We start from the raw sequence: 25258 nt of genomic DNA on the forward strand, positions 1-25258 counted from the left end.
CGTTCCGTGTGCCGCGGTGCTGTCGACAACGCAAGGTCGCACGCCCCAAGGTGGCGAGAGTGGCCATTCGGCCGACTGGCGTTGCCGCGTCGCACGCGCTAGGGAGAGGCCCCGAATTGACCTTTTGAGGAGTTCTTCGATGTCGATCCAGCGTTTCGAAATTGGCCCGCGCATGAGCCAGGTCGTCGTTCACGGCAATACCGTCTATCTCGCCGGCGTCGTCGCGCAGAAGACGGCCGGTGAAAGCGTCACCAAGCAGACCGAGGAGATTCTCTCGATCATCGACGGCCATCTCGCCAAGGCCGGCACCGACAAGTCGAAGCTGTTGTCGGCGACGATCTACCTCACCGACATCAAGACATTCGGCGAAATGAACGCCGTGTGGGACGGCTGGGTCTCGGCCGGCAACACCCCGGCTCGCGCCACCGTAGAGGCCGGGCTTGCCGCGCCGCAATACACCGTCGAGATCATGGTGATCGCGGCGAAGTAGGCGCTGGGTCGCCGCGCACTAGTCGGTGTCGCGGCGACCAGTGTTGCGATTGAGCGGATCACGCCGCTCGCGCCTGAGCCCTTCCGGAAGCACCGGCTCGGTGCCGGGCAACGGCTCGGCCCGCACGTCGGCGCCCCACTGCTCCTGCTGGCGGGGCGTCGTTTTGTCCTTGACCTGTTGCGGCTGCGGCAGACCGTCCTTGCTGACGGGGTCGTAGGCGCCGGAGCGCAGGTCGCGGGTGTCTCGGCCTGTCATGATCCTTCAACAAGCCTTCTCCAGCATTCGTTCCTGATCGCCGGCATGGAACAGATGCCTTCCTGCCGCCACAGGACGACCGGGTCCGCGAGGAGCATAAGTCGCGCGTCGCAACATCAGATGAGCGCAGTGGTGGTCGGCGTCGACGCGATGATGATGCGGACGAGCGCTGGCGATGCAGCCACGGTCAGGACTGCGGCCGCAGCGGCGCGCCCTCGCGGATGCCATCGACCTTCACGGCGAGCCGCTTGATCTTGTCGTAAAGCGTCTGCTTCGGAATGCTCAGCAGCGCCGCGGTCGCCGGCACGTCGCCGAGCTTGCGGCGCAACGCATCCTCGATGATCGAGCGCTCGATGTTCTCCAACTGCCGTGGCAGCGACAGCTCCGAGGCTGCGGCGCCCGAGCGGTCGAGGACCTTGCGGTCGAGCACACCGAGCACGAAGCGGTCGGCGACGTTGCGCAACTCGCGCACGTTGCCCGGCCATGAGTAGCCGAGCAGCAGCGACATGGTCTGCTCGTTCACGATCGGCGCGTCGCGCTCGAACCGCTTGGCGGCCTCGAGGGTGAAGTGCTCGAACAGGATCGGGATATCCTCGCGGCGCTCGCGCAACGGAGGCAGCTCGATGAAGGCGACGCCGAGACGATAATACAGATCGGCGCGGAACAGCTTCTGCTCGCTGAGCTCGAACAGATTGGCCTTGCTGGCCGCCACCACGCGGCAATCGACCGCCACAGGCTTGTTGGAGCCGACGCGCTCGACCGAGCGGTCCTGCAACGCCCGCAGCAGCTTCACCTGCACGCTGAGCGGCATGCTCTCGATTTCGTCGAGGAACAGCGTGCCGCCGTGGGCATATTCGATCTTGCCGATCCGCTGCTTGGTCGCGCCGGTGAAGGCGCCGGCCTCGTGGCCGAACAATTCGCTCTCAACCAGTGATTCCGGCAGGCCGCCGCAATTCACCGCGACATAGTTGCCGCCGCGCCGGGCGCTGTGAGCGTGCAGGCAACGGGCGACGACGTCCTTGCCGGTGCCGGTCTCGCCATAGATCGTCACGTCGACATTGGTCGAGGCCAGATTGGCGACGAGGCGGCGCACCTCCTGGATCTGCGGCGAGCGCCCGAGCAGGCTCGCCTCGATGCCCTGGCGGTCGGCGAGCGCCGAGCGCAAGGTGCGGACTTCGAGCGTCAGGCGACGCTTGTCGAGGGCGCGGCGCACGACGGAGACGAGCTGCTCCGACGAGCACGGCTTCTCGATGAAGTCATAGGCGCCGTTGCGCATCGCTTCCACGGCCATCGAGATGTCGCCATGACCGGTGACCAGGATGACCGGCAGGTCCGGATCGAGCCGGTGCAGCTCGGACAGCCACTCGGTGCCGCTCTTGCCGCGCAGCCGCACGTCGGAGACCACCACGAACGGCATGTCGGCGCGAACGATTCCGCACGCGGCTTCGGCGGAGGCGAACGGCGTCACCGACAGGCCGGCGAGCTGCAGCGCCTGGACGGCGCCGATGCGGACATCCTCGTCGTCCTCGACATAGATCACGCCGACCGGTTGCTCAGGAGTCATGTGGGAACCTCTTCAATCGGCAAGCGGCAGCAGCACGATGAACTCGGCGCCGGACGGCTCAAGATTGCGCGCCCGCAGCTCGCCGCCGAACGACCGCGCGATGTGATTGGCGATGACGAGCCCAAGTCCGAGACCCTTGCCGGCCGGCTTGGTCGTGACGAAGGGCTCGAACAGGCGCGGCAGGACATCGGCGGCGATCGCCGGGCCGCTGTTGGCGATGGCGATGCGGCACTGCCCCTCCTCACGCACGGCGCGGATGTGGATGGACTTCCGCGCGGCGCCCTCGACGGCATCGAGCGCGTTGGCGATGATGTTGCAGAGCAGTTGCTCGAGCCGGATCTGATCGGCCCTGACACGAAGCTCGGGCGCGAGATCGATGGTCACGTCGACATGGCCGTCCTTCACCCGCGCGCCGAGGATCTTGAACGTCTCGGACAGGGCCTGCTCGACCGCGACGGCATCGAGCGGCGCGTTCGATTTGTAGGCGAAAACGCGCAACTGACCGGTCAGGCGCGCGAGACGGCGGACCATCTCGCCGATGCGGATGAGATTGCCGCGGGCCTCGCCGATCATGCCGCGATCGACGAATTGCACGGCATTGTCGGAAGCGGTCTGCAGCGCCGCCAAGGGCTGGTTGATCTCGTGCACCATGCCGGCCGACATCTGGCCGAGCACGGCAAGCTTGCCGGCATGGACGAGCTCGTCCTGCGCGGCGCGCAATTCGGCGGTGCGCTCCTGCACCCGCATTTCCAGCCGATCATTGGCGGCCTGCAGCGCGGCCTGGCTCGCCAGCCGCTGCCGGATCTCGCGGCGTCGCTGCGCCAGCAGGCCGAGCGCCAGCAGCGCCACGATGCTGGCGAGACCCGAGAGCGTGCCGATGATCAAGGCCGTCCGCCGGATCGGCGTCTCGTCGTCGAGCAGCAGCAGCTGCCATTGCCGCCCGTTGAGCGGACGCTCGTCGACGCTGTAGACCGCGCCGCGCTCGGTCGCGACCTGGCCGCCGCGATCGGTCCTCTCCATGAAGGTCCAGCCGAGCGGCGCGAGGCTGGAGCTGCCATAGGGCTTCGACGTCGCGATTTCCTCGAGCGCATCCACCGAGAGCGGCGTCAACGGGCGGAAGCGCCATTCCTCGCGCGAGGCGAGAATGGTGACGCCGCGGGCGTCGACCAGCAGCATGTCGGCACCGCGGTTGCGCCATTCGCGCTCGAAGGCATCGAGATTGACCTTGACGACGGCGACGCCGATCGTCCGTCCCTGTTGCTTGACGGCATAGGACAGGTAATAGCCGGCGCGCGCGCTGGTGATGCCGATGCCGAAGAACGCGCCGCGGCCGGTCGCCAGCGCCTGGCGCATATAGGGCCGGTAGGACAGGTTGCTGCCGACCGGCGTTCCCGGCTGATCGAAGTCGGCGGCGGCGATCGCATCACCGGCGACGGTGAGGACATAGAGGTTGTCGGCGCCGGCCAGCAGATTGATCGACTTCAGATGCAGGCTGACGCTCTGCTGCAGCGCGCGATCGTCCGGCGTGCCGAGCAGCCGGAAGACATCGGGCGAGGTCTCCAGCAGCGAGGGCAGATATTCGAAGCGCGAGAGGTAGCCGTCGAGCTGCGCGGCCTCGACCGCCAGCCGCTGCTGGGCCGCGGCGTGCCGCTGATCGAGCCCGCGGGAAAAGGCAATGGCATAGCCGAGCCATGCCGCGACGCCGACCAGCGCAGCCGCCATCACTCCGCGAACGACCAAGCCCGCGCGCCTGCGGACCACCGCGGTGACGTCGGGATGTCGCTCGAGGCCGATCCGGAATGGAAGGTCCGTCATTCCCTTTTCCAGGCCCATCATGTCCAGGCCCATCACGCCCCGGACCCATGTACCGGGCCGGGCCTGCCGTATCCGTAATTGTGCTGCAAGTCTAAGGTCTTGCCGGGCAATAGGCGACAACAAAATCGGCCGGGCCGACGCCAGGACGCCCTCGTCAGTGCAGCTTGACGTGCGGCTCGGTGCGGCGGGTGATCAGGCGCGCCAGCGTGTCCAGCGTCACCTTGGCGAGCCCGTGCAGCGCGTATTCGTGCATCTTGTAGAGCGACAGATACATCATGCGCGCGAACAGGCCTTCGAACACCAGATTGCCCCCGACCAGCGCGCCCATCATCGAGCCGACCGTGCTGAACTCGCCGAGCGACACCAGCGAGCCGAAATCGTGATAGCGGTAGTCCGCCAGCGGCTCGCCCCTGACGAAGCGCGGAATCTGCTTGTAGAGGTGCGAGGCCTGCTGATGCGCGGCCTGCGCCCGCGGGGGCACGTTGCCGCGCTCGCCCCAGGAGCAGGCCGAGCAGTCGCCAATGGCGAAGACGCGCTTGTCGCGCGTGGTCTGCAGGGTCTGCCTGACCACGAGCTGGTTGATGCGGTTGGTTTCCAGCCCCGCGATGTCCTTCAGGAAGTCGGGCGCCTTGACGCCCGCGGCCCAGACGATCAGCTCGGCCGGGATGACGCGGCCGTCGGCGAGGCTCACCTTGTCGGGCCCGACCTCGGCGACCTTGGCGCCGACGAGCACCTCGACGCCGAGCTTTGCGAGCAGCTTCTCGGTCTCGCGCGAGACCCGCTCAGGCAACGCCGGCAGCACCCGGCCCGCGGCTTCGATCAGCGTGATCCTGATGTCCTTCTCGGCGTCGACCTGGTCGAGACCATAGGCCACCACCTCGCGGGTCGTGCGATGCAGTTCCGCGGCCAGCTCGACGCCGGTCGCGCCGGCGCCGATGATCGCGACCTTCAGCTGGTGCGGCGCGATCGGCGAGGACTGCGAATGGACGCGGATGCAGGCGTTGACCATGCGCTCGTGGAAGCGCCGGGCGTCGTGCTGCGATTCCAGCTTGATCGCATGGTCGACCACGCCGGGCGTGCCGAAATCATTGTTCTGGCTGCCGATGGCGATGACGAGCACGTCATAGGGGATGGTCCGCCGCGGCGTGACCTCGCGCCCCTCCGCATCGAGATAGGGCGCCACCAGCACCTCGCGCTTGTCGCGGTCGAGGCCGATCATGTCGCCGATGCGGTAGTGGAAGCCGTGCCAATAGGCCTGGGCGAGATAGTCGACCTCATGGGCCGAGAGGTCCATGCTGCCCGCGGCGATCTCGTGCAGCTTCGGCTTCCAGACATGGGTGCGGTTGCGCTCGACCAGGGTGACGTCGAGCTTGCCCCTGCGGCCGTATCTGTCTCCGAGCCGGGTCGCGAGCTCCAAGCCGCCGGCGCCGCCGCCGACGATCACGATGCGAGGGACACCAGGCTGCGCAACGGCCATCATCGAACCTCTCCAAGGGTGACCGCGGCGCGACGGCATGACTCCGATGTCACGCCGGTGACGTCGTCCCTCCGGCACCGCCGCCCCAGCCAGCGCGACCATGTTCACGATACGCCGTATCGTCGCAATGGTCAGACCATGCCGACCTTGCGGCACCAGGCGGGATGCCTCCACGGCGAGCCCCTGCCCGCCGCTACCTTAGCAGATTATCCGAGATGTTGGCGGCATCGCGATTGGGCATGGCCGCGGCCGGCGCCACCGGCGCTGGAATGCGACGGCAGCGCCCCCACGACCGCAGGCCTATCCCGTCGTGACCGCGACTTCGACGTCGGCCGGGTCGATATCGCGATCGAGCGCGATGCGCAGCTTGTCGCGATCGAGCTCGCCTTCCCACCACGCCACGATCACGCAGGCGACGCCGTTGCCGCACAGATTGGTCAGTGCGCGGCACTCGCTCATGAACTTGTCGATGCCGAGCACGATCGCCATGCCGGGAACGAGCTCCGGCCGCACGGCCGCCAGCGTTCCGGCCAGGGTGATGAAGCCGGCGCCGGTGATGCCCGAGGCGCCCTTCGAGGTCAGCATCGCGACCAGCAGGATCGTGATCTGCTCACCGAAGGACAGGTGAACGTTCATCGCCTGCGCAATGAACAGCGTCGCCAGCGTCATGTAGATGTTGGTGCCGTCGAGATTGAACGAGTAGCCGGTCGGAACCACCAGGCCGACGACCGGCTTGGAGCAGCCGAGGCGTTCAAGCTTCTCCATCATCTGCGGCAGCGCGCTCTCGGACGACGAGGTGCCGAGCACGATCAGCAGCTCGTCCTTGATGTATTTGAGGAACTTGAAGATCGAGAACCCGGCAATGCGGGCGATGATGCCGAGCACGACCACAACGAAAGTGAGCGCGGTGAGATAGAAGGTCGCGATCAGGCCGGCGAGGTTGCCGAGCGCCTGCGGCCCGTAGCGGCCGATGGTGAAGGCCATGGCGCCGAAGGCGCCGATCGGAGCGGCCTTCACCACGAGGGCGATGACGCCGAAGATCGCGTGCGCGGCGTCGTCGATGAACGCGCGCATCGTATGGCCGCGCTCACCGAGCGTCATCAGCGAAATGCCGAACAAAATCGAGAACAGCAGCACCTGCAGGATCTCGCCCTGCGCGAACGCTCCCACCACCGTGTCCGGGATGATGTGGAGCACGAAGTCGACCGACTTCATCTCGCTCGCCTGCTTGGCGTAGTTGGCGACGGCGGCGGCGTTGCTGCTCTGGCCCTGGAAGCCTGCCCCGGGCTGAATGAAATTGCCGACGATGAGCCCGAGCGCGAGCGCGAAGGTCGAGACGATCTCGAAATAGATCAGCGCCTTGACGGCGACGCGGCCGACCTTCTTCACCTCGGAGACATGCGCGATGCCCGACACGACGGTGCAGAAGATGACCGGCGCGATCACCATCTTGATCAGCTTGACGAAGCCGTCGCCCAGCGCCTTGATCCATTCGTTCCTGCCGAGCTCGGGCCAGAGCCAGCCGACGATGACACCGAGCACGATCGCGAACAGGACCTGCACATAGAGGACCCGGTAGAACGGTTTCTGCGGCGCCGCGGCCGCTGTGGTGGTTGCAGACATCGAATTTTCTCTCCCTGATCTCACTCGGTCTATCTCTCTGGTCTGCCTATGACCCGCTTCCGCGCCGGCTCCATTGCGTGCCGGGGCAACGTCGTGCGTCTGGACGCGGGCCGCGCCGGGGGCGGACCCGAGAAGCTCGCACAGGCGGGATCGCCTGTCGCCGGGTCTCAGGTCAGGAATGAGCTGTGGGCTGGCATCCGGACGTCCCCTCGCATCTGTTGTTCTGGAGCTGGCGCTCGTTTGGCGGCTCAGTAAGCAGCAATCGTGCCAGCGGAGCGGTGCCGCATGAGGCGCCTGCATGTCCTTCAGTTTGCTACGATTTGTGAACCATCACGCGGCGCGCGACCAAGCCACAGCCCGCGACTTGTCTGGACTTCCGGAAATTTGCCGTCGCAGGCGCCCGAAACATCGGACGCGCCGGCGACATGGTTCCCACCGGCAATATCCATCCCTGCCTGTCGCGCTCGACCTGGCTGGGGCGGGAGGGATCGAACCTCCGAATGGCGGAATCAAAAGTTGCGCGGTCCGCCATACAAATCAACGCGCATTCTGAAACACAGAGAGAAACCGACCTTGGGTTTTCCAATAGGTTACATCGCTATTCGGAACGCGAGCCGGCCCACGGACTGCCAAATCGGCTCGAACCACTTCCCGGGTTGCGGGCGCGTCAGGGCAAGCGTCAAGAACAGGGCGAATGACCAATGAGCCATCATTGGCTATTCTCGCGCCTTGATCGCAAACGCGAGGCGCCCGCGGCGCCCGTCGCATCCGAGTGTTGAACTCGGCTATTGGCTTCGCCAGAAGTTGCCGCGGCTGCAGAGTAGATGATGGCCAATTCCATGGGCGGCTAGCGAGCCCAGGGCGGCTTTGGAATCTGAGCGATCGGAGTTAACTATCAGCGGCACCGGGCTGGTCGCCGTCGATGAATTGCACGCCTCCCGCCTCCAGGGCGCGCCTGACGGCCGCCAAATTGTTGATTGACGGGATCCGGCCGCCTTTTTCGAGATCGCGAATGGTACTGTCACTCAAATTGGACCGAGCAGCCAATTCAGCCTGAGACCAGTCGAGCAGACCACGAGCTGCCCGAGATCGATCGGGAGTCATCAAACAGCCATTTCATGGGACGCATCGATCGCCGGCTCGGAGAATTCCTCCATGCGGCGGTTGGCCAACTGCGAGCAAGGACGTCGTTGCCGGGATGGAGACCTGCTCGGGCCAGCCGAACGCCGGATGCGGTCAACCTACCTTGCTCATGACGTTGACCAGATCGGCATCGGCAGGCGCGTCGGCAGGAACCAGGGTCGGAGAGGTCGCACGTTGTGGCCGCACGGACTGAGCCGCGGCGACAACGCTCGAGCGGCCGACGATGATGTGGGCGGTGATGACAGCCGGAACGCCGAGCCCGAACGCAATGTGGACCGTGCTGATCCAGGGCCGAAGCGCTTCGGATCCGACGTAGTAGAGCCCGAACGCCGTCGCGATGAGCAGACCATACATCGCGAGGCTGACGATACCGGTCGCTCGATTCTTCCCGGCACGCCACGCGCGCTGGACGTGCATGGGACCGAGCGCCCCAAGCAGCATCAGCGTCACCATTGCAGTTCCGCCATGCATGCTCAGCAGGTATGCGGCGGCCTGCTGCCACATCTCGCTGTCCAGCTCCGTGCGGGTCTTCATCTGGTCGGCATAGATCCACAGCGCGCCGCTGGCGAACAAGAGCCCGAGAATTCCGTAGAGGGCGAACCGAAACAAGCCTTTAAGCCGCATGCTGGTGAACTCCTTGCCAGTCCGGTGTCGTATGAATGTCGCCGTTCGCCGCAATCAACATGGCGCTCGCCTGGAAGCGCGCCAATGACGCCGCGGACTGCTCGCCGGCGACCATGACGACCTTGGTCAGCGCGTCGGCAACCATGCAGGTTGGCGCGCTCACCGTGGCGCCGTGGGCCGCCCCTGTGGGCAGCCGGGTCGAAGGCGTGACGACCGCTGTATCCATTGTTTCCGTCGATCGAAACGGGTCGAAGCGGCGCGCCGACGACGCGAGCGCCCCATTGCTTACTTCGACCTGGCACAAAAGCCTGTCCGGGAAACGCGGGTCGCGAATGTGGACGATGCGGGCATCGGGCCCGAAGGCGGCGAGGTCCCCACCTGCATTGACCATTGCGGAGCGCACGCCGCGGCTCTGCAACGCCGCGATCGCGCGGTCCACGGCGAACCCCTTGGCGATGCCGCCGAGATCGATCTTGACGGCGGAATCGCGGAAACGGACGCGGTCGTCGGCGAGCAACTCGATCGCAGTCGACTGCGGGACATCCGCTTGCGCCGTCGAGCCCACAGACGGCCTTGCCGCGCCGGCGACGGCAACGTCGAAGGCGCCGTCGGAGTGATGGGTCACATCGAGCGCCATCTTCAGCACGGCGTAGGTCCAGGAATGCACCTTCACGACGCAGCTCGATGCCGCGCGGTTCAGCCGCGACACGTCGCTGTCGGGATCGTGGAAACTCATCAGCCGATGCACGTCGGTCACCGCGGAAAACGCCGCTTCAACGGCATTCTCCGCATCGCAGCGGCGTGCATCCGTGACGTCGATCTCGACGAATGTCCCGAGCAGAGCCCGTGCTCGTCGAAGGCTAGCGGAAGTGGCTGGCATGATACGACAGCACCTTCTTAACGCCCTCGGTCAAATGGGTCGAGGACAGCGTAGCGCCCGAGATGTTGCGAATGTCGGAGTTGATGCGAAGCTCGTTCTGACTGCTCTTGCCGACGAACTGACCGAGCCAGCTGGCATCGTGCACCTCGCCGCCATAGGATTCGCGATAGTTCAGAATGTCGACGCGACGCACCCGCCCGTCGGGTCCGACGGCAACCGTGTAGTCGATCAGGAGGTGCTTGCCAACGACGTGATCGTAATAGAAGTAGCCGCCATTGCTCGCCTTCCATACCCTGCCCGGCTGGACTTCGGAAAAGCTGGCTCCCGGAAAAGCGGCCTTCTGCGCCTCTTCGACGCTCATGTACTGAATGGCATGGGCCGGTGCGGCGATCGACATGACGGCCACGGCGGGCGCCGTCCATTTCAACCAATCGCTCATCTCGTCCACCTCAACTTTGTTTCCATGGTACGCCCTCCCTCGCCGAACGCATTTTCGTCTTCTCAGGGCATCGATCGCTGTCAACCTCTCCTGCGAAGCCGTCTAAACCGCAGCAGCGACGCTCCGAACCATCCAGTTCAGTGCGACGATGAACCCGAGCGATCGATCACACTTTGCCTCGGCAACAGCCCTACCCGTTCGCGGGTCTGCCTCCGTCCTTGCGACGTTCGCAACCACGCGCGCTGCAAATGGCTCCGAATGTCAGTCGAGAGAGTAGTGTTTCGATTGCGGCGAATTGCCGCGTCGATGTTGGCGATTTGCCGGAGCGGCTGGGGAATAACAATGTTGCTGCAGATCGCCACATCGCGGGGACCGCGCTCGCGCAGCTTGCGGCACGCGAGCCTGACATTTCAAAGTCATGCAAAGACGTTTGCAGCCGTTTAGATCGATTCAAAATGCGTAATCCCATCTTCGAACAGGAGCTGGAAAGCGCGTCGCGTTTGGCAGGCGATCGTCCTTCGCGGCGGTAAGGCGGCCGCGCAAGAGCATCGCTGCGCACAAACGAAGGTCGGCGCCGCAGATGTGGCGCCGACCCTGTGAACGGCATGGCAGAAGACCGCTGCCGCAACTACCACGGCATCTGGTTCATTGCCTCCCATGGATTGCCGCCATAGGGCGAGGGCACGACCTTGATCTTCGCCATCATGCCCCCGTCCTCATGTTCGAGAATATGGCAGTGATAGACGAACTCGCCGACCTGTGAGAACGGGATATCAACCACCACGGGCTTCGACGTGCACTGCCCGTTCCGCCACTGCTCGATGCTGCAGACCCCGCTCTGGGATTCCATTACTTCCGGGACGTTCGGAGTCGCGACGCCGAGCGGGACGTTGTCCTGCAGCATACCCCCGCCGATGCTCCTGTTCAGCGATACCGACAGCGGCGTGTTCTCTCCCGCCTTGCTGTTGACGGTCCGGAAGCGCGTCTGGTGAATGTGGAAGTTGTGATTTTCCGTCGACAGCTGCACCAGCTCCCAGGTCTCGTGGACGGGGCGCTGTCCCGGCGCGAGCGGCAGACAGACGATGTTCTGCGACGGGTCGAACTGGCTCACCGGGAGCTGGGTGCCGGGCACCGGGTTGCCGTTCTGATCGACCTCCTCATAGCCGAGACCGAAGGTGCCGTCGTCGGTCAGGTCGGCGATGCCGAAGAAGATCCGGCGGCGATGCCCCGCCGGCAGCGGACGGCAGCCGGCACGCAGCGGCGCGGCGTTCGCGTACGGCACCTTGGCATCGAGGATGCCCGACGGCTGCATGGTCGCCAAGGCGTCTCCCCTGATGTCCATGGCGTAGGCGATGTGATTGCGCCAACCGCGCTGGTGGAAGTGCACCTTGGCGAGATCGACCGCCGGCCACTGATCGCCGCTACCCATCGTCAATCCGGCCATCTTGAAGGTCGCGGAGGCGGACCGCCCAAGGCTGGCGATCGCACCTGTCGCGGGATCGCGATAGGTGACGAACACCTCGGTGCGCGAGCTCGGCATCATGACCATCTGGGTGACGCAGACCGGCTTCGAATGAAAGCCCGACGTTGGCGACGGCGGACAGGGAACGACCCTGAAGCGGGCGCCGCCGAGACGAACCATGGTGTCCATCGTCGTATCCTGCGGCAGGTTCACGCTCACGCCGTCGACCGAGATCAGCTGCATGACCATCGGCTTCTGCGTCTCGTCATCGGTCAGCTGAAGATTGTAGGACAGGCTGCCGGACGCATTGGTGAGCCGCCAGACCTCGCCATCGGGATCGGTGACCTTGATCTTCGGGAACGTCTGGCCGTTGACCGTGAAGAACCATTTGCCGCCGGAGAAGTTGGAGCCGCCATCGGCCGACAGATCGACGCCCGGGCACGCCCCCTCACGCACTTCGGAGCTGTCTGCCGGAAACTGGGCGCAGAAGCCCGGATCCTGCTGGTTGATCACCTCGCCGGGCTGGACGTCCACCGGACCGCTGTCGAACTGCACCGGGCCGCCGGGCGCGACCTGAAGATCCTTCAGGATCAGATGGCGCACGCTCGCGTCCGGAAACGGCGAATGCCTGGCATCGCCATGCGCATAGTCCGAGACCTCGCCGACCGAGATGATGCCCGCCAGGCCCTGCGAGACCTGGTTGAGCGAAATGCCATGAATGTGCGGGTGAAACCAGAACTGGCCCGACGGGTGGTTGCGCGGAATCTCGATGCGGTAATCCACGGAGTCCATCTTGTTGGAGCCGTGCTGATGGGTGGTCTGCGGCACCGGCATGCCGTTGGCCGAGTTGAAGATCTGGACGAAGACGTAGTCCCCGAACGTCTGGTCGGTCAGCGTCGGCGCGCGCGGCTCGACGATCAGCCCATGGGTATGCAGGTTGGTCGGATTGCGAAACAAATTGGCCTGGCCGGGATCGGTGTTGTGATTCACCTTGGCCGGGTCGAGTTGCGGCAGCTGGTTCACCAGCCTGATCTTCAGCGTATCCCCCTTCTGCAGCGCCAGTCGCACGCCACCATAATCCGCCACCGCGGCGCCGGCAGGACATTTGTCGCCTGAGGCCGGCCGCCGACAGATCTCGTAGACCCAGCCGGTCGGGTTCATCGGCGAGCCCCCAGGGGGCTCATAGGTGATCGTCGAGATCGGCTTGGGGCGCGCGATCATCAGCAGATCGAGCACGCCATGCCAACTCCTGAACACCGTCGGCTCGGCCAGATCGTGGGCCTGCGCCGCAGGACCCGCAACGGTCAAACCGGCCAACATCGCGGCCGCCGACGTCAGTAATCGCAGAGTTGGCTTGCGCACACGCCCAACTAACATGCCTGATCCCCATCTGGCTCGAGATACACCGGTAGGAACGATCACCGTCCCCGGGATGCGGAATTCGAATGAGCAGTCCGAACTCATCAGCCGATCTGCCGCATCGTCCCCTCGGCCTTCGTCGCCATGTCGGGTGGCTCCTTTGTGACGTTTTCTTTCGCTTTGTGAGAATTGCCGACCGGCGTTTAAGAATCGATCTAACTACACGTCCAGACGCCTGCGTTGTGCGCGTGGCGGACAGCAGCGACACAAAAACGACAACCAGCTCTCGTAGCTCGCCATGAAGCTCATGAGATCGTGTCGGACGCGAACGCTGCTGGACATGTTTGTGAGTGCCCCGCTCCGAGGAGACCGAACGATGCTGCTTGCTGTTGTTCTCGCATGGGCCTGCAACGTAACCGGCATGGCCTGTGGAGCACCGACCACCGAGATCATCCAGAAGGCCTACGAGCAGGAGGCGCCGTCATCCGGCGTCCGCCACGACAAGGGCCTCAAGATCGTCGAGGCGACCTGCGACAAGGGCGACCAGGGCGGGCGTTTCCTGTGCCAGGTCTCTTTCGTATCGGAGGACGACCCCGACAAGCGCCTGTATTTCGACATCGTCTCCGCGGCTCTCACGGACAAGGGATGGGTGCTGACGAGCGGATTGTGCAAGCGCTGAGCGCCATCGACCGAGAGCCTCATCGCTTTTGTCGGTGCGGCCTGCCGGCGCCTATCGTCACGCTTCGATCCAGATCGGATCCATCCTTACAATTGACGGCGTCCCGAGCGTTGGCGTTGATGCATCCGGAGCAGCCTCGACTCCGGCGACAGAAAGGGCGGCCCTGCTTGAGCCAGCGGAGGCGCAGTGGGGGTTGACGGCATCTGGGCAAAGCTTTCGTTAGCTGAATTCGTCGGCTGGGCCGGCGCCTGCGCCGGCAGCAGCGTGAGAACGGTGACGTCCTCGCCCCGTTGCAGCGTGACCGATCTCGCCTCGACAAGACGCAGCGTCCAACCCTGATAGTCCGCGCCGGTTCTGATCCGCAACGGCGTCTTGCTGCTCGTATCGACGAACACCGCAAGGCCGCGGTCCCCGTTCACGACGGTGCCGACGAGCGCGAGTTGCGGCCGTTCGGGTGCGGGCGGCTCCTGCATCACCGGAGCGTCCACGACGGCCGGCAGCGGAGCCTCCGTCGGCGGAGGGCGGCGAGACGGCGAAAATAGCGGGCGCTCGCGCGTCGCCGACAGCTGCTCGAGCGGAATGCCCCATAATGGGTTGCCGGTTCGCGATGGCGTTCGCTGCGCGATGGACGGGCCTTGCGCCGATCCGCTCGGCTGTTCGGCGGAGACCGCTCCCGAGACGTCCAGACCGGCCGAATGGGCGATGCCGAACGCCGACGCCACCGCCAGAACGCTGCAACAGCCGATCATGCAAAGCTTGGCGCGACTGCTCATTGCAGGCCCTGCCACTGTCCGGAGACCGTCATCAGCACGCGCAGCTTGCCGCTGGAGGACGCCGCGGGGCCGTTCCCCTCGACGACCAGCTCGTCGACGAACAGACAGGGCATGCCGGCCTCCAGATCGTAGAGGATCGACTGCAGATCGGACTGACCGGCCTCGAAGCTCGCGCTCCCGCTGATATGACCGTCCTTGGCGCGGGGGCCCTGCACATCGAGCTGCGACGACGACACGCTGCCGCCATGACGCGTCACCACGTCGCCAAGGCGCTGCAGCAGCGCTGCTCCTGCCACGGTCACGGTCGGTCCTTCGAGAAAGGCCGATCCCGTCATGCCGGCATCGCCGTTGCCGGCCTGACGCGCGGCCGCCATGCTGTGGGCGTCCAGCAGGTGGAGTGTATCGGCGAGCGAGGTCACTTCGCTGCGCTGATCGATCATGCTCTTGATCGACAGCACCGTGACCGAGATCAGCACGATCAGCAGTCCCGCATAGGCGGCGGCGGCGATCGAGGGCGATGCGGAATTGTCCGTGACGAGCTTTGCGACGCTCATGTGCCAAGTCCAAAATGGGGCTTGATGCCCGCTTCGATATGGAACCGTTGTCCGGGATCGTCAGCCGAACGCGTGGTCGGCGCGAAGAAGGTCGCGCGCGTGAAGTGCGCCGACTGCTCGATCAATTTGACCAGTGCCGGCGCATCCTGGGTCATTCCGACGATTTGCAGTCTGTCTTTCTCGATCCGCAGCTCGGTCACATACGTGTTGTCGGGCAGTATCCGGGACAGCGCCTCCATCAGCACGACCGCCGCGGGGCTTTCCTGCTTGCGTCGCATCAGGCCTCGCAGCGCGGCGTTGTCGGTGCCCTGCAGATCGAGGCGCAGCGCTGCGCGCCGCTCGGATATCCTCCGCGTGAGCTGGCCTTGCTGCTCGTCCAGCCTCTCGCCCAGCAGGCTCCCCGCCGCGAAAGACAGCGCCGCTGAGATTGCGGCGACGATCAACAGAGCGGCCAGGACCCGACTGACACGGCCGACGTCGAGCGATCCCCCCAGGCGCTGCTCGTTCAACCTCGTTGCATTGGTTGCGGTGAGCCGGTCGTCGACCGGCATCGGCGCCGTCTCAGGCGCAGCAAACAGGATGATCGATCCAGCCCGCCAGGACTCGGCGAGGCGAATGAGAGATTCCAGCTTCGGCCTTGGCGCGGCGATCACGGTTGTTTGGATGCGCTCACTCGATATCTCGACCGGCGCAGTCCTGCCGAACACGGCCTCATGCGCCGACCACGGCGTCAACCGGTCGAGCTGCGAGCGGACCATGGCATCGAGAAACTCGACGGCGCGCTTGGGCAGATCCAGCGGCCGCCAGAGAAAACGGTCCGGCCTCAGCACGACTTCGATCCGGCTGCCGTGAACGGCCGCCTTCCAGCTCTCCGGAGGCGCGGGCAGGCTCGCGTCGCCGTCCGGCAGGAGAATGCGACAATCGGGCGGGACGGATCGCCCGGGTCGCGCGAGCATCCGCATGATGAAGACGTTCCGTTCAATCTCGATCAGCCGGACAGACGGCTTGATGGTGAGCCGGCCCATCGCGGCCACCACGGCTTCGGCGACGGAGCCGATCCAGGCCGCCAGTTCGCGGCGCACGCGCGTCGACATCGTCATCTCGGCGCCTTTCCTGTTGGCCGAAGCATCCCCGGAGTGTTGACATCATCGCGCCACGCCAGGACGCGGTAAGGATCCTCACCATCGCCCAGCAGGATGACCGCTTCCGTTGCGGCCCTGCGACCGCCGTCAAAGCCGATCGTGACCCACACGCGGACGGCATCGGCGACCTCCAAGGTCGCTCCGGCGCGCGCCGGCCCCAGCGCCGCGTTGAGCGACCTGACGTCGCGGCGCAGGCCGGCCCGCTGATCGAGGAAGCTCTTCAACTGCTCCTGGGTCATCCCGGGAAGCGCGGCCACCACCTCGGGGGCGGCCTCCAGCGCGTCGATCTCGCGCCGGCCGCTGAAGACGGTGACGAAGGACATGGCACTGTCGACCAGCGGCGGCGGCAGGTTGAGCACCAGCCGAAGCTCCTCGACGTTTGCGAACGGCGCGGAACGAGGCATGTAGTCCGCGCCGGCCGTGCGGTAGAGATCGCGCTCCGCGTCCGCAACGTTGTCAGCCGGCGGCGTTCGCCAGCCGACGATCCGCTCGGCATACTCGCCGGCCTTGTCCGCGCGCGCACCGAGAACCTCGAACAGGTTGGCCAGCATCTGCCTGGATGCCTGGTTGAGATCGATTCGGGCGGCTTCCGACCGGAACGTGACCGAAACCTGCGCATGATCGAGCCGGAATGAAAAGGCGCCGGCGGCGGGGCGCTGCGGCTTCGGCGACGCGGACAATCTGTAGGCCGCAAGCTCGAGGCCTGCCGAGGCCAGCGCCGCCGATCGCAGGCGAGCATCATCGAGCGACAGGCGTTGAGAGGTGCTGACGAGATAGACGGACAAGGCTCCTGCCAGTCCAGCCAGCGAGACCAGGAGCCACAGCACCGCAATGAGTACGAAGCCGCCTTCCCGATCATCGGGATCCGGATCTCGCGGGTGCTTCTGTCGCCACATCATCATTGCTTCGATGCTGTGGAGGCGCGCCCGACCGTTGCATCGGCCGAGAGAGCGTGTCTGTCGCAGGTGGGGTCCGCGGGCCGGCAGACGCTGTCGGGCGGCGCCGAAACACGAATGACGGCGATCCGTGACAGCGACGGTGCGCTTGCGCGGCTTCCGTCGTGCACCGTCACCCGCACGGCCGCAGGCAGCCTTTCTGCATTCTGCCACGATGGACTCCAGATCCGGTCTGTCCCCGCATAGGCAAACGACACCCGGTACGGCGCCTTCAGCAGCACCACCGGATCACCGAAATCCCGGGCGGACGCACTGCCGGGCGCGAATGCCGCGCGGGTGCGGGTCAACGCCGCGCCATCGCCGCCGCCTTCGGCGATGCGGACCACGTCCAGTCCGCTGCCCCGATGCGGTCCGAGCGCCGTTCGGACGAGCGTGATCGAGGTCTCCGACCCGTCGAACAGAACGGACTTGGCCTGCCCATCCGGCTTGATGAATTCGGAGGCCGCGATATCGGCGCCGATGCGATCGAGCGCCATGCTGATGGATTCGCTGCGCTGGATGCGATACAGGCCGCGATCCCAGTTCGGCAGCCATTGCGACGTGACCGCGAGCAGCCCGGAGATCAGCAGCCCCATCAAGACCATGGCGACGAGGACTTCCACGAGGGTGAAGCCAGCTTGAGTATCGTTGGTCCGCGTCGCCATCACTCGGCCCGCCTTCGAAACAGCCGGACGGTTTCCAGCTCCATGGTCGCGCCCGATGGCGATCGCACCTGGAGCACGATCTTCTTTGGGACCCACGCCGACGCGCTGTCCGGTGCGCCGCCATCGATGGCGAATGGCTCCGCCTGCGCGCGCCAGAGATGAGCCGTCGACTCCCCTGACTGGGTCGGCGATGCCGGCGGCAGGCGGGACGGAAAGGCCAGCCACAGTGCGTTATAGGCCGCCTGTACCAGAGCGACGTGCTGCTCCAGCTTCCTGCTGCCGCGCGCCGAGGACCCCATGAGCGCGCCGATCGCGACGAGCGACACCGCCATGATCGCGAGCGCGACCAATGTCTCGATCAGGGTAAATCCTGCCGTCGGCCTATCGGCTCGACAGACCAGTGCTCGGGACAATCTCGATCCCTCCTGTCAGCCAGTTGACGCGAATTTGGTAGCCCGCATCGAGATGGGTGAGCGTGATGACGCCGCCGCACGACATGCCCGATCCGAAGAAGCTGATGGTCTGGATTGCGGGCCGATCGTCGCAACGACGCGGCAGCACCGTCTCGACCCGCACGTCCGTCGGCAAGCGAACGACCTGCCCGTTCGCGCCCGAGCTGAACGAGCGCGCCTGCGCGTCGATGCGAGTCACGACCTCCAAGCCTCGCCTGATCGCGGCGTTGCGATCGGCCTTCAACAGCGCAGCAGCCTCGATCGCATAGGCCTCGAGTTGCGGCCGCGAGGTCTGCCGCGAGACGGCGGGGACCGCGACGGACGCCAGCAGCGCGACGATCGCGAGCACACAGACCATCTCGATCAGAGTGAAGCCGGCCTCGCAGCCGTCACGGCCGACCATCGTTATTTGGCACCCATCGTGATCGACGAAGAGATGTCGGCGGCGAGATCCACGCCGCCCTCCTGCCCGTCCGATCCGTACGACACGATTTCATAGGGCACATGCTGTCCGGGCGACCGGTAGACGTAGGCGTGATTCCAGGGATCGCTCGGGACATTTCCTCCCTTGAGATACGGACCCGCCCAGCCTGCGATGGTCGAGGCAGGCCGGACCAGCGCGGTCAGACCTTCCGACGAGGTCGGATAGCGGCCGGTGTCGAGATAGAACAGATCGAGCGCGCTCGAAAAACTCTGAATTTGAATCCGGGCGGTCTTGACCCGGGATTCGTTCAGGGAGGACAGCACACGCGGTCCGATCAGACCCATGATCATTCCGATGATGGCAATGACGACCAGCATCTCGACCAGCGTGAAGCCGCTCTGAGGGTCGTCGCGCGCAATGTTGGTCCGCCGCGCGGTACAGCTGATCACTGCCTGTTTCATGCGATTGTCCATCTTGTTCTACCCGACGAGTTGCGTCACCGACAGCAGCGCGGTCATCACCGAGACGATGAGACCGCCCACGACGGTGCTGATGAGAATGATCGCGGCCGGACCGACGATGCCCACGATGCGATCGAGGCCGCGCTGCAGCTTCGCCTCGTAGAACTCGGCGATGCGGCCGGCGAGAACCGGCAGCTGTCCGGTCTCCTCGCCGATCCGGATCATCCGCGTGGCCATGGCCGGCAGAATGTTCGTCGCTGCCAGCGCTTCCGACAGCTTGCCGCCGTGACGAACGCGGTCGGCCGCGGCGTTCCACGCCGCGGCGCTGCCGGTGGCCGCCATGATGTCGACCAGGATGCGCAGCGTCGTCGTCAAGGTCAGCCCGCTGCCGAGCAGGATCGCGAGATTGCGGCAGAATACGCTCGTGCGATACGACCTGAACACGGTTGCGAGGCCAGGAAGCCGGCAGACCCGCGCGATCGCGGCAGCGCGTACGCTTGCGCGGCCAAGGAGGAGGAGAGCGGCGGCAATCAGCGCGCTCGCCGACAGCGCGATCACCGCGCCGTTGCCACGGACGAAATCGGAGATGTCGAGAAACGTGTTGATGGCGGCGTCGGACCTGGCGCCGAAATCGCGCAGCACCGCCGAGAACTGCGGAAGCACGACGATGAAGAAGAACAGCATCACCAGAAGCGCGGCGATCAGGACGAACAGCGGGTACTGCATCGCGTCGCTGAGCTTGCGACGCATCGCCTCCGCGCGCGCCCGCTCGGCGCCGAGCACATCGAGCACATGATCGAGGGTGCCCGAGACCTCCCCGACCCGCACCAGCGCAACGTACATCGCGGGAAACTGCAAGGCATGATGCGTCAGCGCTTCGGCGAAGCTTTCTCCAGCCAGGACGCTGGATCGCAACCGGCTGACGATCGGACGCAGCCGACCGATATCGGCATCGCCAGCGAGAAGCTCGAGCGAGTCCTCGAGGCGGGCTCCGGCCTTCAACAACAGCGCCAGATCGCGCGTGAAGGTCGTGACATCGCCAGGCGTCGGACCGCCGAACAGCGCCAACGCGTCGCGGGCGAGGACGCTCGCGGCCCTTTCCTCGACCGTCTCGATCGGCAGCAGCCGCAGATACTCGATCCGGTCGATCACCTCCTTGACGGTGGCAGCCGAGATCGTGCCGTGCACGACGTCGCCGTTCTCGGTCAGTGCACGATAGCGGAATTTGCTCACCGTCTCACCGTAACGTTGTGACGCGCAGGATTTCCGCGACCGACGTGGCGCCGGCCCGGCACTTCGCGATGCCATCGTCGAGCATCGTGGTCATGCCGTTCAGAATGGCGCCGCGGTCGATCACGGCCGCATCGGTCGTGCCCTGGATCAGTGACCGGATCTCCGGATTCAGCTCCAGAACCTCGAAGATGCCGAGCCGGCCGCGATAGCCCGTGCCGCCGCAGCGCTCGCAACCCGCCGGCTCGTAGACCGTCTCGCCGACGTCGAAGCCCACCGCGGCGTAGCGCGGGTCCGCGCAGAGATCGTCGGCGCTCAGCATCCGCTTCGACCTGCAGCGCTCGCACAGCCGGCGCACCAGCCGCTGGGCGATCACCGCGCGGAGCGTCGAGCGCAACAGAAAATCTCCCACGCCGAGATCGAGCAACCGCGGTACCGCCGCCGCAGCGTTTTCGGTATGCAGCGTGGTCAGCACGAGATGGCCGGTCAGCGCGGCATGGACCGCGACGTGGGCGGTCTCGCCGTCACGGACCTCTCCGACCATGATCACATCGGGATCTTGCCGCACGAAGGAGCGCAAGGCCGAGGCGAAGGTCAGCCCGATCGACGACTTGACCTGCGATTGGTTGATCCCCGGTATCTCATACTCGACCGGGTCCTCGATGGTGAGGATCTTGCGCGTGGGCTCGTTGAGGATCGACAGAGCGGTCGCGAGCGTTGTGGTCTTGCCGCTGCCGGTCGGCCCGCAGATCACGATCATGCCGTGCGGCAGCGCCAGCAGGCGGCGCAGCGATCGATCGTCGTGGGGAGAAAAGCCGAGCTTCTCGATCGCGAGCAGACCCCGATCCTTGGGAAGCAGCCGGATCACCGCCGACTCGCCATATTGCGTTGGCATCACGGCGACGCGCACGTCCAACTCGATGCGACCGATGCGAAGCCGCGCAGCGCCATCCTGAGGCAGGCGTCGTTCCGCGATGTTCAGCCCGGCGACGATCTTGATGCGCGAGATGACGGCTTGGGGCAGCACGCCGGACGGCTCAGGGAGCGGCTTCAGCAGGCCGTCGACACGCATCCGGACCGATAGCCCGCTCCGCATCGCCTCGACATGGATGTCGCTGGCGCGCAGCTCCACCGCCCGCTCGAACAGATCGTTGACCGCGCGCACCACCGGCGCTCCGGTGGCGAGGTCGCGCAAGCCCTCGATGTCGTCGTCGCGCAGCTGCGGCTCAGCCGTTTCGCTGCGCGCCGGTACCTCGTCCTCGCCGGCGAGCCGGTTCAGCGCGGTGGCAACATCCTCGGCGGAGGCGACCACCAGTTCGACCGCCGTGCCGAACACCAGCTCCGCGGCGCGTGCCGCTGCGGTGTCGCGGGGATCCGCCACCGCAAGGCATGGTCCGTGCCCGGCGGATTGGAACGGGAAGACCATCGTCTCCCGCAGAAAGCGCCGTGAAAAATGTTCTGTGAGCGGTTTGGACGCCAGCAAATCGGACAGCGCGATCCGAGTCAATCCGAGCTGCCGCGCGATGTCGTCGGCGGACTCGGGACCTGCGGGATTGGTCGCCGTCGATGATCCCATCCCCGCGCTGTCCTGCGCCGCAGCGCCGACCCGTCCAGCGGCGAGCCGGACCGCCCCCCGGCGATCCTGCAGATCGTCGGCCAATCGTGAAGGAGGAGTCGAGCTCATGGCGCGTCCCGTGACGGATCGTTGTCGATCACCTCATTGTCGAGGTCTGGATTGTCGAACAGTTCGTTCTCGATACCAAAGATGACCCTTCTGCGGTCAGCTGATTAGAACAACTACAAACCCGAACTCGATGCGGTCGCGCGAACTCCGCCGGGCTGCGTCGGCCGCCATTCGAGCGCGAGCCGTTGGCCGTCGGCGATCTGATCGGGCGACATCTTGAACGCGATGGCGTCCCGGATTCGCAAATAAGGTTCGCGCAGACGATTGGGCGCTGCGGCCGCTGCAAGGTTGAGCCATTTGTAGGCCAGCACGAGGTCCTGGCAGACGCCATGCCCCTTGTCGTAGCTCAGACCCAAGAGGTGCTGCGCCGTCGGGTCGCCGCGCTCGGCGGCTCCGATATAGAGCTCGACCGCCGCCTCGTAGGACTGCGGGACGCCGAACCCGTTTTCATACATGTAGCCGAGCGCGGTCATGGCGGGCGGATGTCCACTCTGCGCCATCGGCGCCAACGCTGCGGCCGCCCTGACATACTCGCCGCGCGCCAGCGCGGCCCATGCGTCGCCGCGCGGCCGCGCGTCGGCCGCGACGATGCCGAAGGCGAGCGCCAGAACAGCGAAGGCCGTTGTCGCATGCCGCATCATCGATTGACCCGCGGAGTCTGAAGCGCACTTGTCGAGACAGGCCTGATCGTGCCGCGCAGCTTGGAGCGCAGCTCCTCGGCGACGTAATGGGCGTCGGTCCCGTCGCGGATGATCTGGGGGCGAATGAAGATGATCAGCTCGGTCCGCCCGCGGCTGCGGTCGTTGTTGCTGAAGAGGTCGCCGAGGCCCGGGATCTGGTCGATCCCCGGCACGCCGCTGCGGGTGCCCTGATGGGTTTCGCTGATGAGACCGGCCAGCAGCACGGTCTGGCCGCTGGCAACTGCCACCGAGCTCTTCACCTTGCGCTGGGCGACAGTCGGCGTGAGGCTGTTGACGGTCTGCGGCGAGACGTTGCTGATCTCCTGCTCGATCTCCAGCCGGACGTTGCCGTTCTCGTTGACCCGCGGTGCGACGCGCAGGATGATTCCGGTGTTGCGGTAGTCGATCGTGTTGACGACCGTGTTGTTGGTCGTCAGCACCGTGGCGCTGCCGGTCGAGACCGGCACCTGGTCGCCGACCTGCAATGTCGCCGCCTGGTTGTCGATCACCACCAGCGATGGGTTGGACAGCACCTTGACATCGGTGACCGTATGCAGCGCGCTGAGGATCGCGCTCGGCTGGGATTCCGACCCGACCAGGAAATTGAACCCGGGAAAAGCGCGGCTGAGAAAGGCGTTGGTGATCGTTCCCGCGGCCGAGGCGACCGTTGCCGGCGCCGATGTCGAGGTGGTGTTGAGCACTGACCCCTGGTCGGGTCTCAGGCCGAGGTTTTTGCTGGTGAGATAGGCCTGCACGCCGTAGTTCAGCGAATCGTTGAGCGTGACTTCGGCGATCGTCGCGTCGATCGCGACCTGCAGCTGCGGACGATCGCACTGACGCAGGGTAGCTTCGATCAGCCGGTAGTTTTCCCTGTCGGCATAGATGAGAAGCGTGTTGTTGACGACGTCGGGCGTGATCCGCACGCCCTCCATGAGCGGCTTGCCGCCCGCGCCCGTTGCGCGCGCTTCCGATCCCGCATCGAGTCCCGCCTGGGTCGGTGGCGGCGTCCCGCCGAAGCCGCGGTTGGCGACCAGGCCGGCGTTGCCCTGCTGCTGGCTCGCGAAGCCGCCCGACTGAGCCGTCGTGCCGGCGGCCGAGAGCCGTTCGCTGCTCGAGCTCGACGATGCTCCGGACCCGGGAGCGAGGTCAGTCGACGATCCCTCGGCCGCGCTGCCCGCGTTTCCGGTGAACATGTCGTTCAGCACCCGCGCCATCTGGCGCGCCTCGCCATACTTGACACGGTAGACATGGACGCTGTTGCGCAGCGTGTTGCCGGCATCGAGCCGCTTGATCCAGGTCTCCGCCGTATGCAGCAGCGCCGGCTTGCGGCTGATGACCATGACGGCGTTCATCCGGCTGACAGTCTGGAACTTGACCATGTTCTGGCCGAGCCCGCTGTCGCCGGTGTCCATGATCTTCTCGAGCTCGGCGACGATCGGCTCGGGATTGCCATTGACGATGGGAAAGATCCCGACCGACTGTCCGCGCATCCAGTCTGCATCGAAGCTCAGCGCGGCATCGATCGCGGTGCGTCGCTCGGCGCCCGTCCCCTGGATCAGCAGCACGTTGCGGCCGGGATCGGCGCGCACCGTGCCGGGCTTGAGCGCAAAGCTGTCGAGCAGCTTCAGCAGTGTCGGGGCGGAGACATATTGCAGTGGCAGCACGGAGATGCCGTAACCAGGCTCTGCCGAGCCTCCGGCGGCATCGACGTTGCCGGCACCCACTGCGTCGCCGAGTGGAATCAGCCGGTATCCGGAGTTGTCGCGAACCAGCGCCGTCCCCGAGAGCCGGAGCGCGTTCTCGAGCACGTAGGCAACGTCCGATTTCGGGACCGGGCGCACCGAGGACAGGCTGACCGTTCCCTGGATCCTTGGATCGATGGTGTAGCCGACGCCGAGAACGTCGCCGAGCACCACCTTGGCCACCGTCGCGATCGGCGTATTCTCGAAGTTCAGCTCGAACCCGTTGCCAACCGGCTGCGAATGCGCGGCCACCTGCTGGATCGGAAGCGAGCCCGCGGCCGGCGCTTCCGCTCGCGCGTCCCTGGCATCTCGTGCATCGTCGTTGCCGCCATAGATCTCGGCACGGGCGCGCCGCGCCGCCGGCGACTGCTCCGGCATGGCCTGCCTGGGATAGCGCGGCGAAAGGTCGATCCGGCCGACCTTGTCAAGCACGTCATCGCCGCGGCTATCGCTGCCGAGCGTCGCCGGGTTGCAGCCCGCCAACGCGATCGACATCGTGAGCAACGTTGCGAGCGTGCGGCATCGCAGCCAAGCTGCGCTCAAATCAGCAATCTCAACCACTCGCCCGCCCACCCGATCTGCCGAGTCCGTTCTACGTTTCGAGGCACACCCGGGCGGAGAGCGGTCGCGCTCCGCCCGGGTGCTCCAACCTGTGTCTTGCGAGGAGACGCCGCTGCCGTCAGGCCGCGGCTCCTGCTCGCGTCGG

At 65.8% G+C, this 25258-nt stretch carries 24 protein-coding genes; 2 read left to right on the top strand and 22 right to left on the bottom strand.

Annotated elements, in window-relative coordinates:
- The first annotated feature begins 139 nt into the window (after nucleotides 1-139).
- Nucleotides 140-490, top strand: coding sequence for a RidA family protein (locus tag ACQR1E_RS21070; RefSeq protein ID WP_315715601.1), 351 nt, complete (start codon nucleotides 140-142; stop codon nucleotides 488-490).
- Between the two features lie 18 nt (nucleotides 491-508).
- On the opposite strand, the gene ACQR1E_RS21075 is transcribed toward ACQR1E_RS21070, so the two are convergent.
- From ACQR1E_RS21075 to ACQR1E_RS21120, 10 genes are all read right to left on the bottom strand, one after another.
- Complete coding sequence (locus tag ACQR1E_RS21075; RefSeq protein ID WP_315715600.1) at nucleotides 509-745, bottom strand: hypothetical protein; 237 nt, start codon at nucleotides 743-745, stop codon at nucleotides 509-511.
- A 187-nt stretch (nucleotides 746-932) separates the two neighbouring features.
- Nucleotides 933-2309: a sigma-54-dependent transcriptional regulator gene (locus tag ACQR1E_RS21080; protein WP_434897522.1), complete on the bottom strand. Its 1377-nt coding sequence runs from the start codon at nucleotides 2307-2309 to the stop codon at nucleotides 933-935.
- Nucleotides 2310-2321: 12 nt separating this feature from the next.
- On the bottom strand, nucleotides 2322-4157 hold the full coding sequence (locus tag ACQR1E_RS21085) for a sensor histidine kinase (RefSeq protein WP_409999234.1): 1836 nt from the start codon (nucleotides 4155-4157) through the stop codon (nucleotides 2322-2324).
- Nucleotides 4158-4278: 121 nt separating this feature from the next.
- Nucleotides 4279-5601 carry an NAD(P)/FAD-dependent oxidoreductase gene (locus ACQR1E_RS21090; protein WP_434897598.1) on the bottom strand — a complete coding sequence of 441 codons (1323 nt, stop codon included), beginning with the start codon at nucleotides 5599-5601 and terminating at the stop codon, nucleotides 4279-4281.
- Between the two features lie 300 nt (nucleotides 5602-5901).
- The gene (locus ACQR1E_RS21095) at nucleotides 5902-7224 is read right to left on the bottom strand and encodes a dicarboxylate/amino acid:cation symporter (protein ID WP_315715597.1); all 1323 of its coding nucleotides are present in this window, start codon (nucleotides 7222-7224) and stop codon (nucleotides 5902-5904) included.
- Between the two features lie 888 nt (nucleotides 7225-8112).
- Entirely contained in the window at nucleotides 8113-8328 is a 216-nt protein-coding gene (locus tag ACQR1E_RS21100) for a helix-turn-helix domain-containing protein (protein WP_315715805.1), read from the bottom strand.
- A gap of 132 nt (nucleotides 8329-8460) precedes the next feature.
- A complete protein-coding gene (locus ACQR1E_RS21105; protein WP_315715596.1) occupies nucleotides 8461-8991 on the bottom strand; it encodes a hypothetical protein in 531 nt (176 codons plus the stop codon).
- Nucleotides 8981-9871: an FAD:protein FMN transferase gene (locus tag ACQR1E_RS21110; protein WP_315715595.1), complete on the bottom strand. Its 891-nt coding sequence runs from the start codon at nucleotides 9869-9871 to the stop codon at nucleotides 8981-8983. Before ACQR1E_RS21110 ends, ACQR1E_RS21105 begins: the two co-directional genes overlap by 11 nt.
- Entirely contained in the window at nucleotides 9852-10310 is a 459-nt protein-coding gene (locus ACQR1E_RS21115; RefSeq protein WP_315715594.1) for an FMN-binding protein, read from the bottom strand. The genes ACQR1E_RS21110 and ACQR1E_RS21115 overlap by 20 nt, the downstream gene beginning before the upstream one ends.
- A gap of 628 nt (nucleotides 10311-10938) precedes the next feature.
- Nucleotides 10939-12933 (bottom strand): multicopper oxidase domain-containing protein, encoded by a 1995-nt coding sequence (locus tag ACQR1E_RS21120; protein ID WP_315828131.1) that lies wholly within the window; start codon nucleotides 12931-12933, stop codon nucleotides 10939-10941.
- Between the two features lie 574 nt (nucleotides 12934-13507).
- On the opposite strand from ACQR1E_RS21120, the gene ACQR1E_RS21125 reads away from it, so the two are divergent.
- Complete coding sequence (locus ACQR1E_RS21125) at nucleotides 13508-13810, top strand: hypothetical protein (protein WP_316170669.1); 303 nt, start codon at nucleotides 13508-13510, stop codon at nucleotides 13808-13810.
- 86 nt (nucleotides 13811-13896) lie between these two features.
- Here the strand turns inward: ACQR1E_RS21125 and ACQR1E_RS21130 are convergent, their stop codons facing one another.
- The 12 genes from ACQR1E_RS21130 to gspD all read right to left on the bottom strand — a co-directional run bounded on the left by ACQR1E_RS21130 (nucleotide 13897) and on the right by gspD (nucleotide 25125).
- Complete coding sequence (locus tag ACQR1E_RS21130; protein WP_434897523.1) at nucleotides 13897-14583, bottom strand: hypothetical protein; 687 nt, start codon at nucleotides 14581-14583, stop codon at nucleotides 13897-13899.
- Nucleotides 14580-15137 carry a type II secretion system protein GspM gene (gene gspM, locus ACQR1E_RS21135; RefSeq protein ID WP_315828119.1) on the bottom strand — a complete coding sequence of 186 codons (558 nt, stop codon included), beginning with the start codon at nucleotides 15135-15137 and terminating at the stop codon, nucleotides 14580-14582. The genes ACQR1E_RS21130 and gspM overlap by 4 nt, the downstream gene beginning before the upstream one ends.
- Entirely contained in the window at nucleotides 15134-16237 is a 1104-nt protein-coding gene (locus ACQR1E_RS21140; RefSeq protein WP_434897524.1) for a PilN domain-containing protein, read from the bottom strand. Before ACQR1E_RS21140 ends, gspM begins: the two co-directional genes overlap by 4 nt.
- Nucleotides 16234-17181 (bottom strand): general secretion pathway protein GspK, encoded by a 948-nt coding sequence (locus tag ACQR1E_RS21145; RefSeq protein ID WP_434897525.1) that lies wholly within the window; start codon nucleotides 17179-17181, stop codon nucleotides 16234-16236. Before ACQR1E_RS21145 ends, ACQR1E_RS21140 begins: the two co-directional genes overlap by 4 nt.
- The gene (locus ACQR1E_RS21150; protein ID WP_315828117.1) at nucleotides 17178-17879 is read right to left on the bottom strand and encodes a PulJ/GspJ family protein; all 702 of its coding nucleotides are present in this window, start codon (nucleotides 17877-17879) and stop codon (nucleotides 17178-17180) included. Before ACQR1E_RS21150 ends, ACQR1E_RS21145 begins: the two co-directional genes overlap by 4 nt.
- Nucleotides 17879-18292: a PulJ/GspJ family protein gene (locus ACQR1E_RS21155; RefSeq protein ID WP_315828116.1), complete on the bottom strand. Its 414-nt coding sequence runs from the start codon at nucleotides 18290-18292 to the stop codon at nucleotides 17879-17881. The genes ACQR1E_RS21150 and ACQR1E_RS21155 overlap by 1 nt, the downstream gene beginning before the upstream one ends.
- Nucleotides 18261-18734: a prepilin-type N-terminal cleavage/methylation domain-containing protein gene (locus tag ACQR1E_RS21160; protein ID WP_315828115.1), complete on the bottom strand. Its 474-nt coding sequence runs from the start codon at nucleotides 18732-18734 to the stop codon at nucleotides 18261-18263. Before ACQR1E_RS21160 ends, ACQR1E_RS21155 begins: the two co-directional genes overlap by 32 nt.
- Nucleotides 18735-18736: 2 nt before the next feature.
- A complete protein-coding gene (gspG, locus tag ACQR1E_RS21165; RefSeq protein WP_434897526.1) occupies nucleotides 18737-19216 on the bottom strand; it encodes a type II secretion system major pseudopilin GspG in 480 nt (159 codons plus the stop codon).
- An 18-nt stretch (nucleotides 19217-19234) separates the two neighbouring features.
- Nucleotides 19235-20449 (bottom strand): type II secretion system F family protein, encoded by a 1215-nt coding sequence (locus ACQR1E_RS21170; RefSeq protein ID WP_316170673.1) that lies wholly within the window; start codon nucleotides 20447-20449, stop codon nucleotides 19235-19237.
- Nucleotides 20450-20453: 4 nt separating this feature from the next.
- Nucleotides 20454-22130: a GspE/PulE family protein gene (locus ACQR1E_RS21175; RefSeq protein WP_434897527.1), complete on the bottom strand. Its 1677-nt coding sequence runs from the start codon at nucleotides 22128-22130 to the stop codon at nucleotides 20454-20456.
- Nucleotides 22131-22243: 113 nt separating this feature from the next.
- The gene (locus ACQR1E_RS21180) at nucleotides 22244-22771 is read right to left on the bottom strand and encodes a tetratricopeptide repeat protein (protein WP_316202517.1); all 528 of its coding nucleotides are present in this window, start codon (nucleotides 22769-22771) and stop codon (nucleotides 22244-22246) included.
- The gene (gene gspD, locus ACQR1E_RS21185; RefSeq protein ID WP_434863320.1) at nucleotides 22768-25125 is read right to left on the bottom strand and encodes a type II secretion system secretin GspD; all 2358 of its coding nucleotides are present in this window, start codon (nucleotides 25123-25125) and stop codon (nucleotides 22768-22770) included. The genes ACQR1E_RS21180 and gspD overlap by 4 nt, the downstream gene beginning before the upstream one ends.
- Nucleotides 25126-25258 lie beyond the last annotated feature (133 nt).

This window comes from Bradyrhizobium sp. HKCCYLRH1030, assembly GCF_051168395.1.
GTDB lineage: Bacteria > Pseudomonadota > Alphaproteobacteria > Rhizobiales > Xanthobacteraceae > Bradyrhizobium.

Excerpts from the sequence above, each read along its gene's own strand:
- ACQR1E_RS21075 (WP_315715600.1), bottom strand. The coding sequence starts at position 745 with ATGACAGGCCGAGACACCCGCGACCTGCGCTCCGGCGCCTACGACCCC.
- ACQR1E_RS21140 (WP_434897524.1), bottom strand. The coding sequence starts at position 16,237 with ATGACGATGTCGACGCGCGTGCGCCGCGAACTGGCGGCCTGGATCGGC.
- ACQR1E_RS21160 (WP_315828115.1), bottom strand. The coding sequence starts at position 18,734 with ATGGTCGGCCGTGACGGCTGCGAGGCCGGCTTCACTCTGATCGAGATG.
- gspG (WP_434897526.1), bottom strand. The coding sequence starts at position 19,216 with ATGAAACAGGCAGTGATCAGCTGTACCGCGCGGCGGACCAACATTGCG.
- ACQR1E_RS21180 (WP_316202517.1), bottom strand. The coding sequence starts at position 22,771 with ATGATGCGGCATGCGACAACGGCCTTCGCTGTTCTGGCGCTCGCCTTC.
- ACQR1E_RS21115 (WP_315715594.1), bottom strand. The coding sequence starts at position 10,310 with ATGAGCGATTGGTTGAAATGGACGGCGCCCGCCGTGGCCGTCATGTCG.
- ACQR1E_RS21080 (WP_434897522.1), bottom strand. The coding sequence starts at position 2,309 with ATGACTCCTGAGCAACCGGTCGGCGTGATCTATGTCGAGGACGACGAG.
- ACQR1E_RS21095 (WP_315715597.1), bottom strand. The coding sequence starts at position 7,224 with ATGTCTGCAACCACCACAGCGGCCGCGGCGCCGCAGAAACCGTTCTAC.
- ACQR1E_RS21150 (WP_315828117.1), bottom strand. The coding sequence starts at position 17,879 with ATGGCGACGCGGACCAACGATACTCAAGCTGGCTTCACCCTCGTGGAA.
- ACQR1E_RS21120 (WP_315828131.1), bottom strand. The coding sequence starts at position 12,933 with ATGAACCCGACCGGCTGGGTCTACGAGATCTGTCGGCGGCCGGCCTCA.
- ACQR1E_RS21090 (WP_434897598.1), bottom strand. The coding sequence starts at position 5,601 with ATGGCCGTTGCGCAGCCTGGTGTCCCTCGCATCGTGATCGTCGGCGGC.
- ACQR1E_RS21130 (WP_434897523.1), bottom strand. The coding sequence starts at position 14,583 with ATGAGCAGTCGCGCCAAGCTTTGCATGATCGGCTGTTGCAGCGTTCTG.
- ACQR1E_RS21110 (WP_315715595.1), bottom strand. The coding sequence starts at position 9,871 with ATGCCAGCCACTTCCGCTAGCCTTCGACGAGCACGGGCTCTGCTCGGG.
- ACQR1E_RS21175 (WP_434897527.1), bottom strand. The coding sequence starts at position 22,130 with ATGAGCTCGACTCCTCCTTCACGATTGGCCGACGATCTGCAGGATCGC.
- ACQR1E_RS21125 (WP_316170669.1), top strand. The coding sequence starts at position 13,508 with ATGCTGCTTGCTGTTGTTCTCGCATGGGCCTGCAACGTAACCGGCATG.
- gspM (WP_315828119.1), bottom strand. The coding sequence starts at position 15,137 with ATGAGCGTCGCAAAGCTCGTCACGGACAATTCCGCATCGCCCTCGATC.
- ACQR1E_RS21085 (WP_409999234.1), bottom strand. The coding sequence starts at position 4,157 with ATGGGCCTGGACATGATGGGCCTGGAAAAGGGAATGACGGACCTTCCA.
- ACQR1E_RS21105 (WP_315715596.1), bottom strand. The coding sequence starts at position 8,991 with ATGCGGCTTAAAGGCTTGTTTCGGTTCGCCCTCTACGGAATTCTCGGG.
- ACQR1E_RS21100 (WP_315715805.1), bottom strand. The coding sequence starts at position 8,328 with ATGACTCCCGATCGATCTCGGGCAGCTCGTGGTCTGCTCGACTGGTCT.
- ACQR1E_RS21145 (WP_434897525.1), bottom strand. The coding sequence starts at position 17,181 with ATGATGATGTGGCGACAGAAGCACCCGCGAGATCCGGATCCCGATGAT.
- ACQR1E_RS21070 (WP_315715601.1), top strand. The coding sequence starts at position 140 with ATGTCGATCCAGCGTTTCGAAATTGGCCCGCGCATGAGCCAGGTCGTC.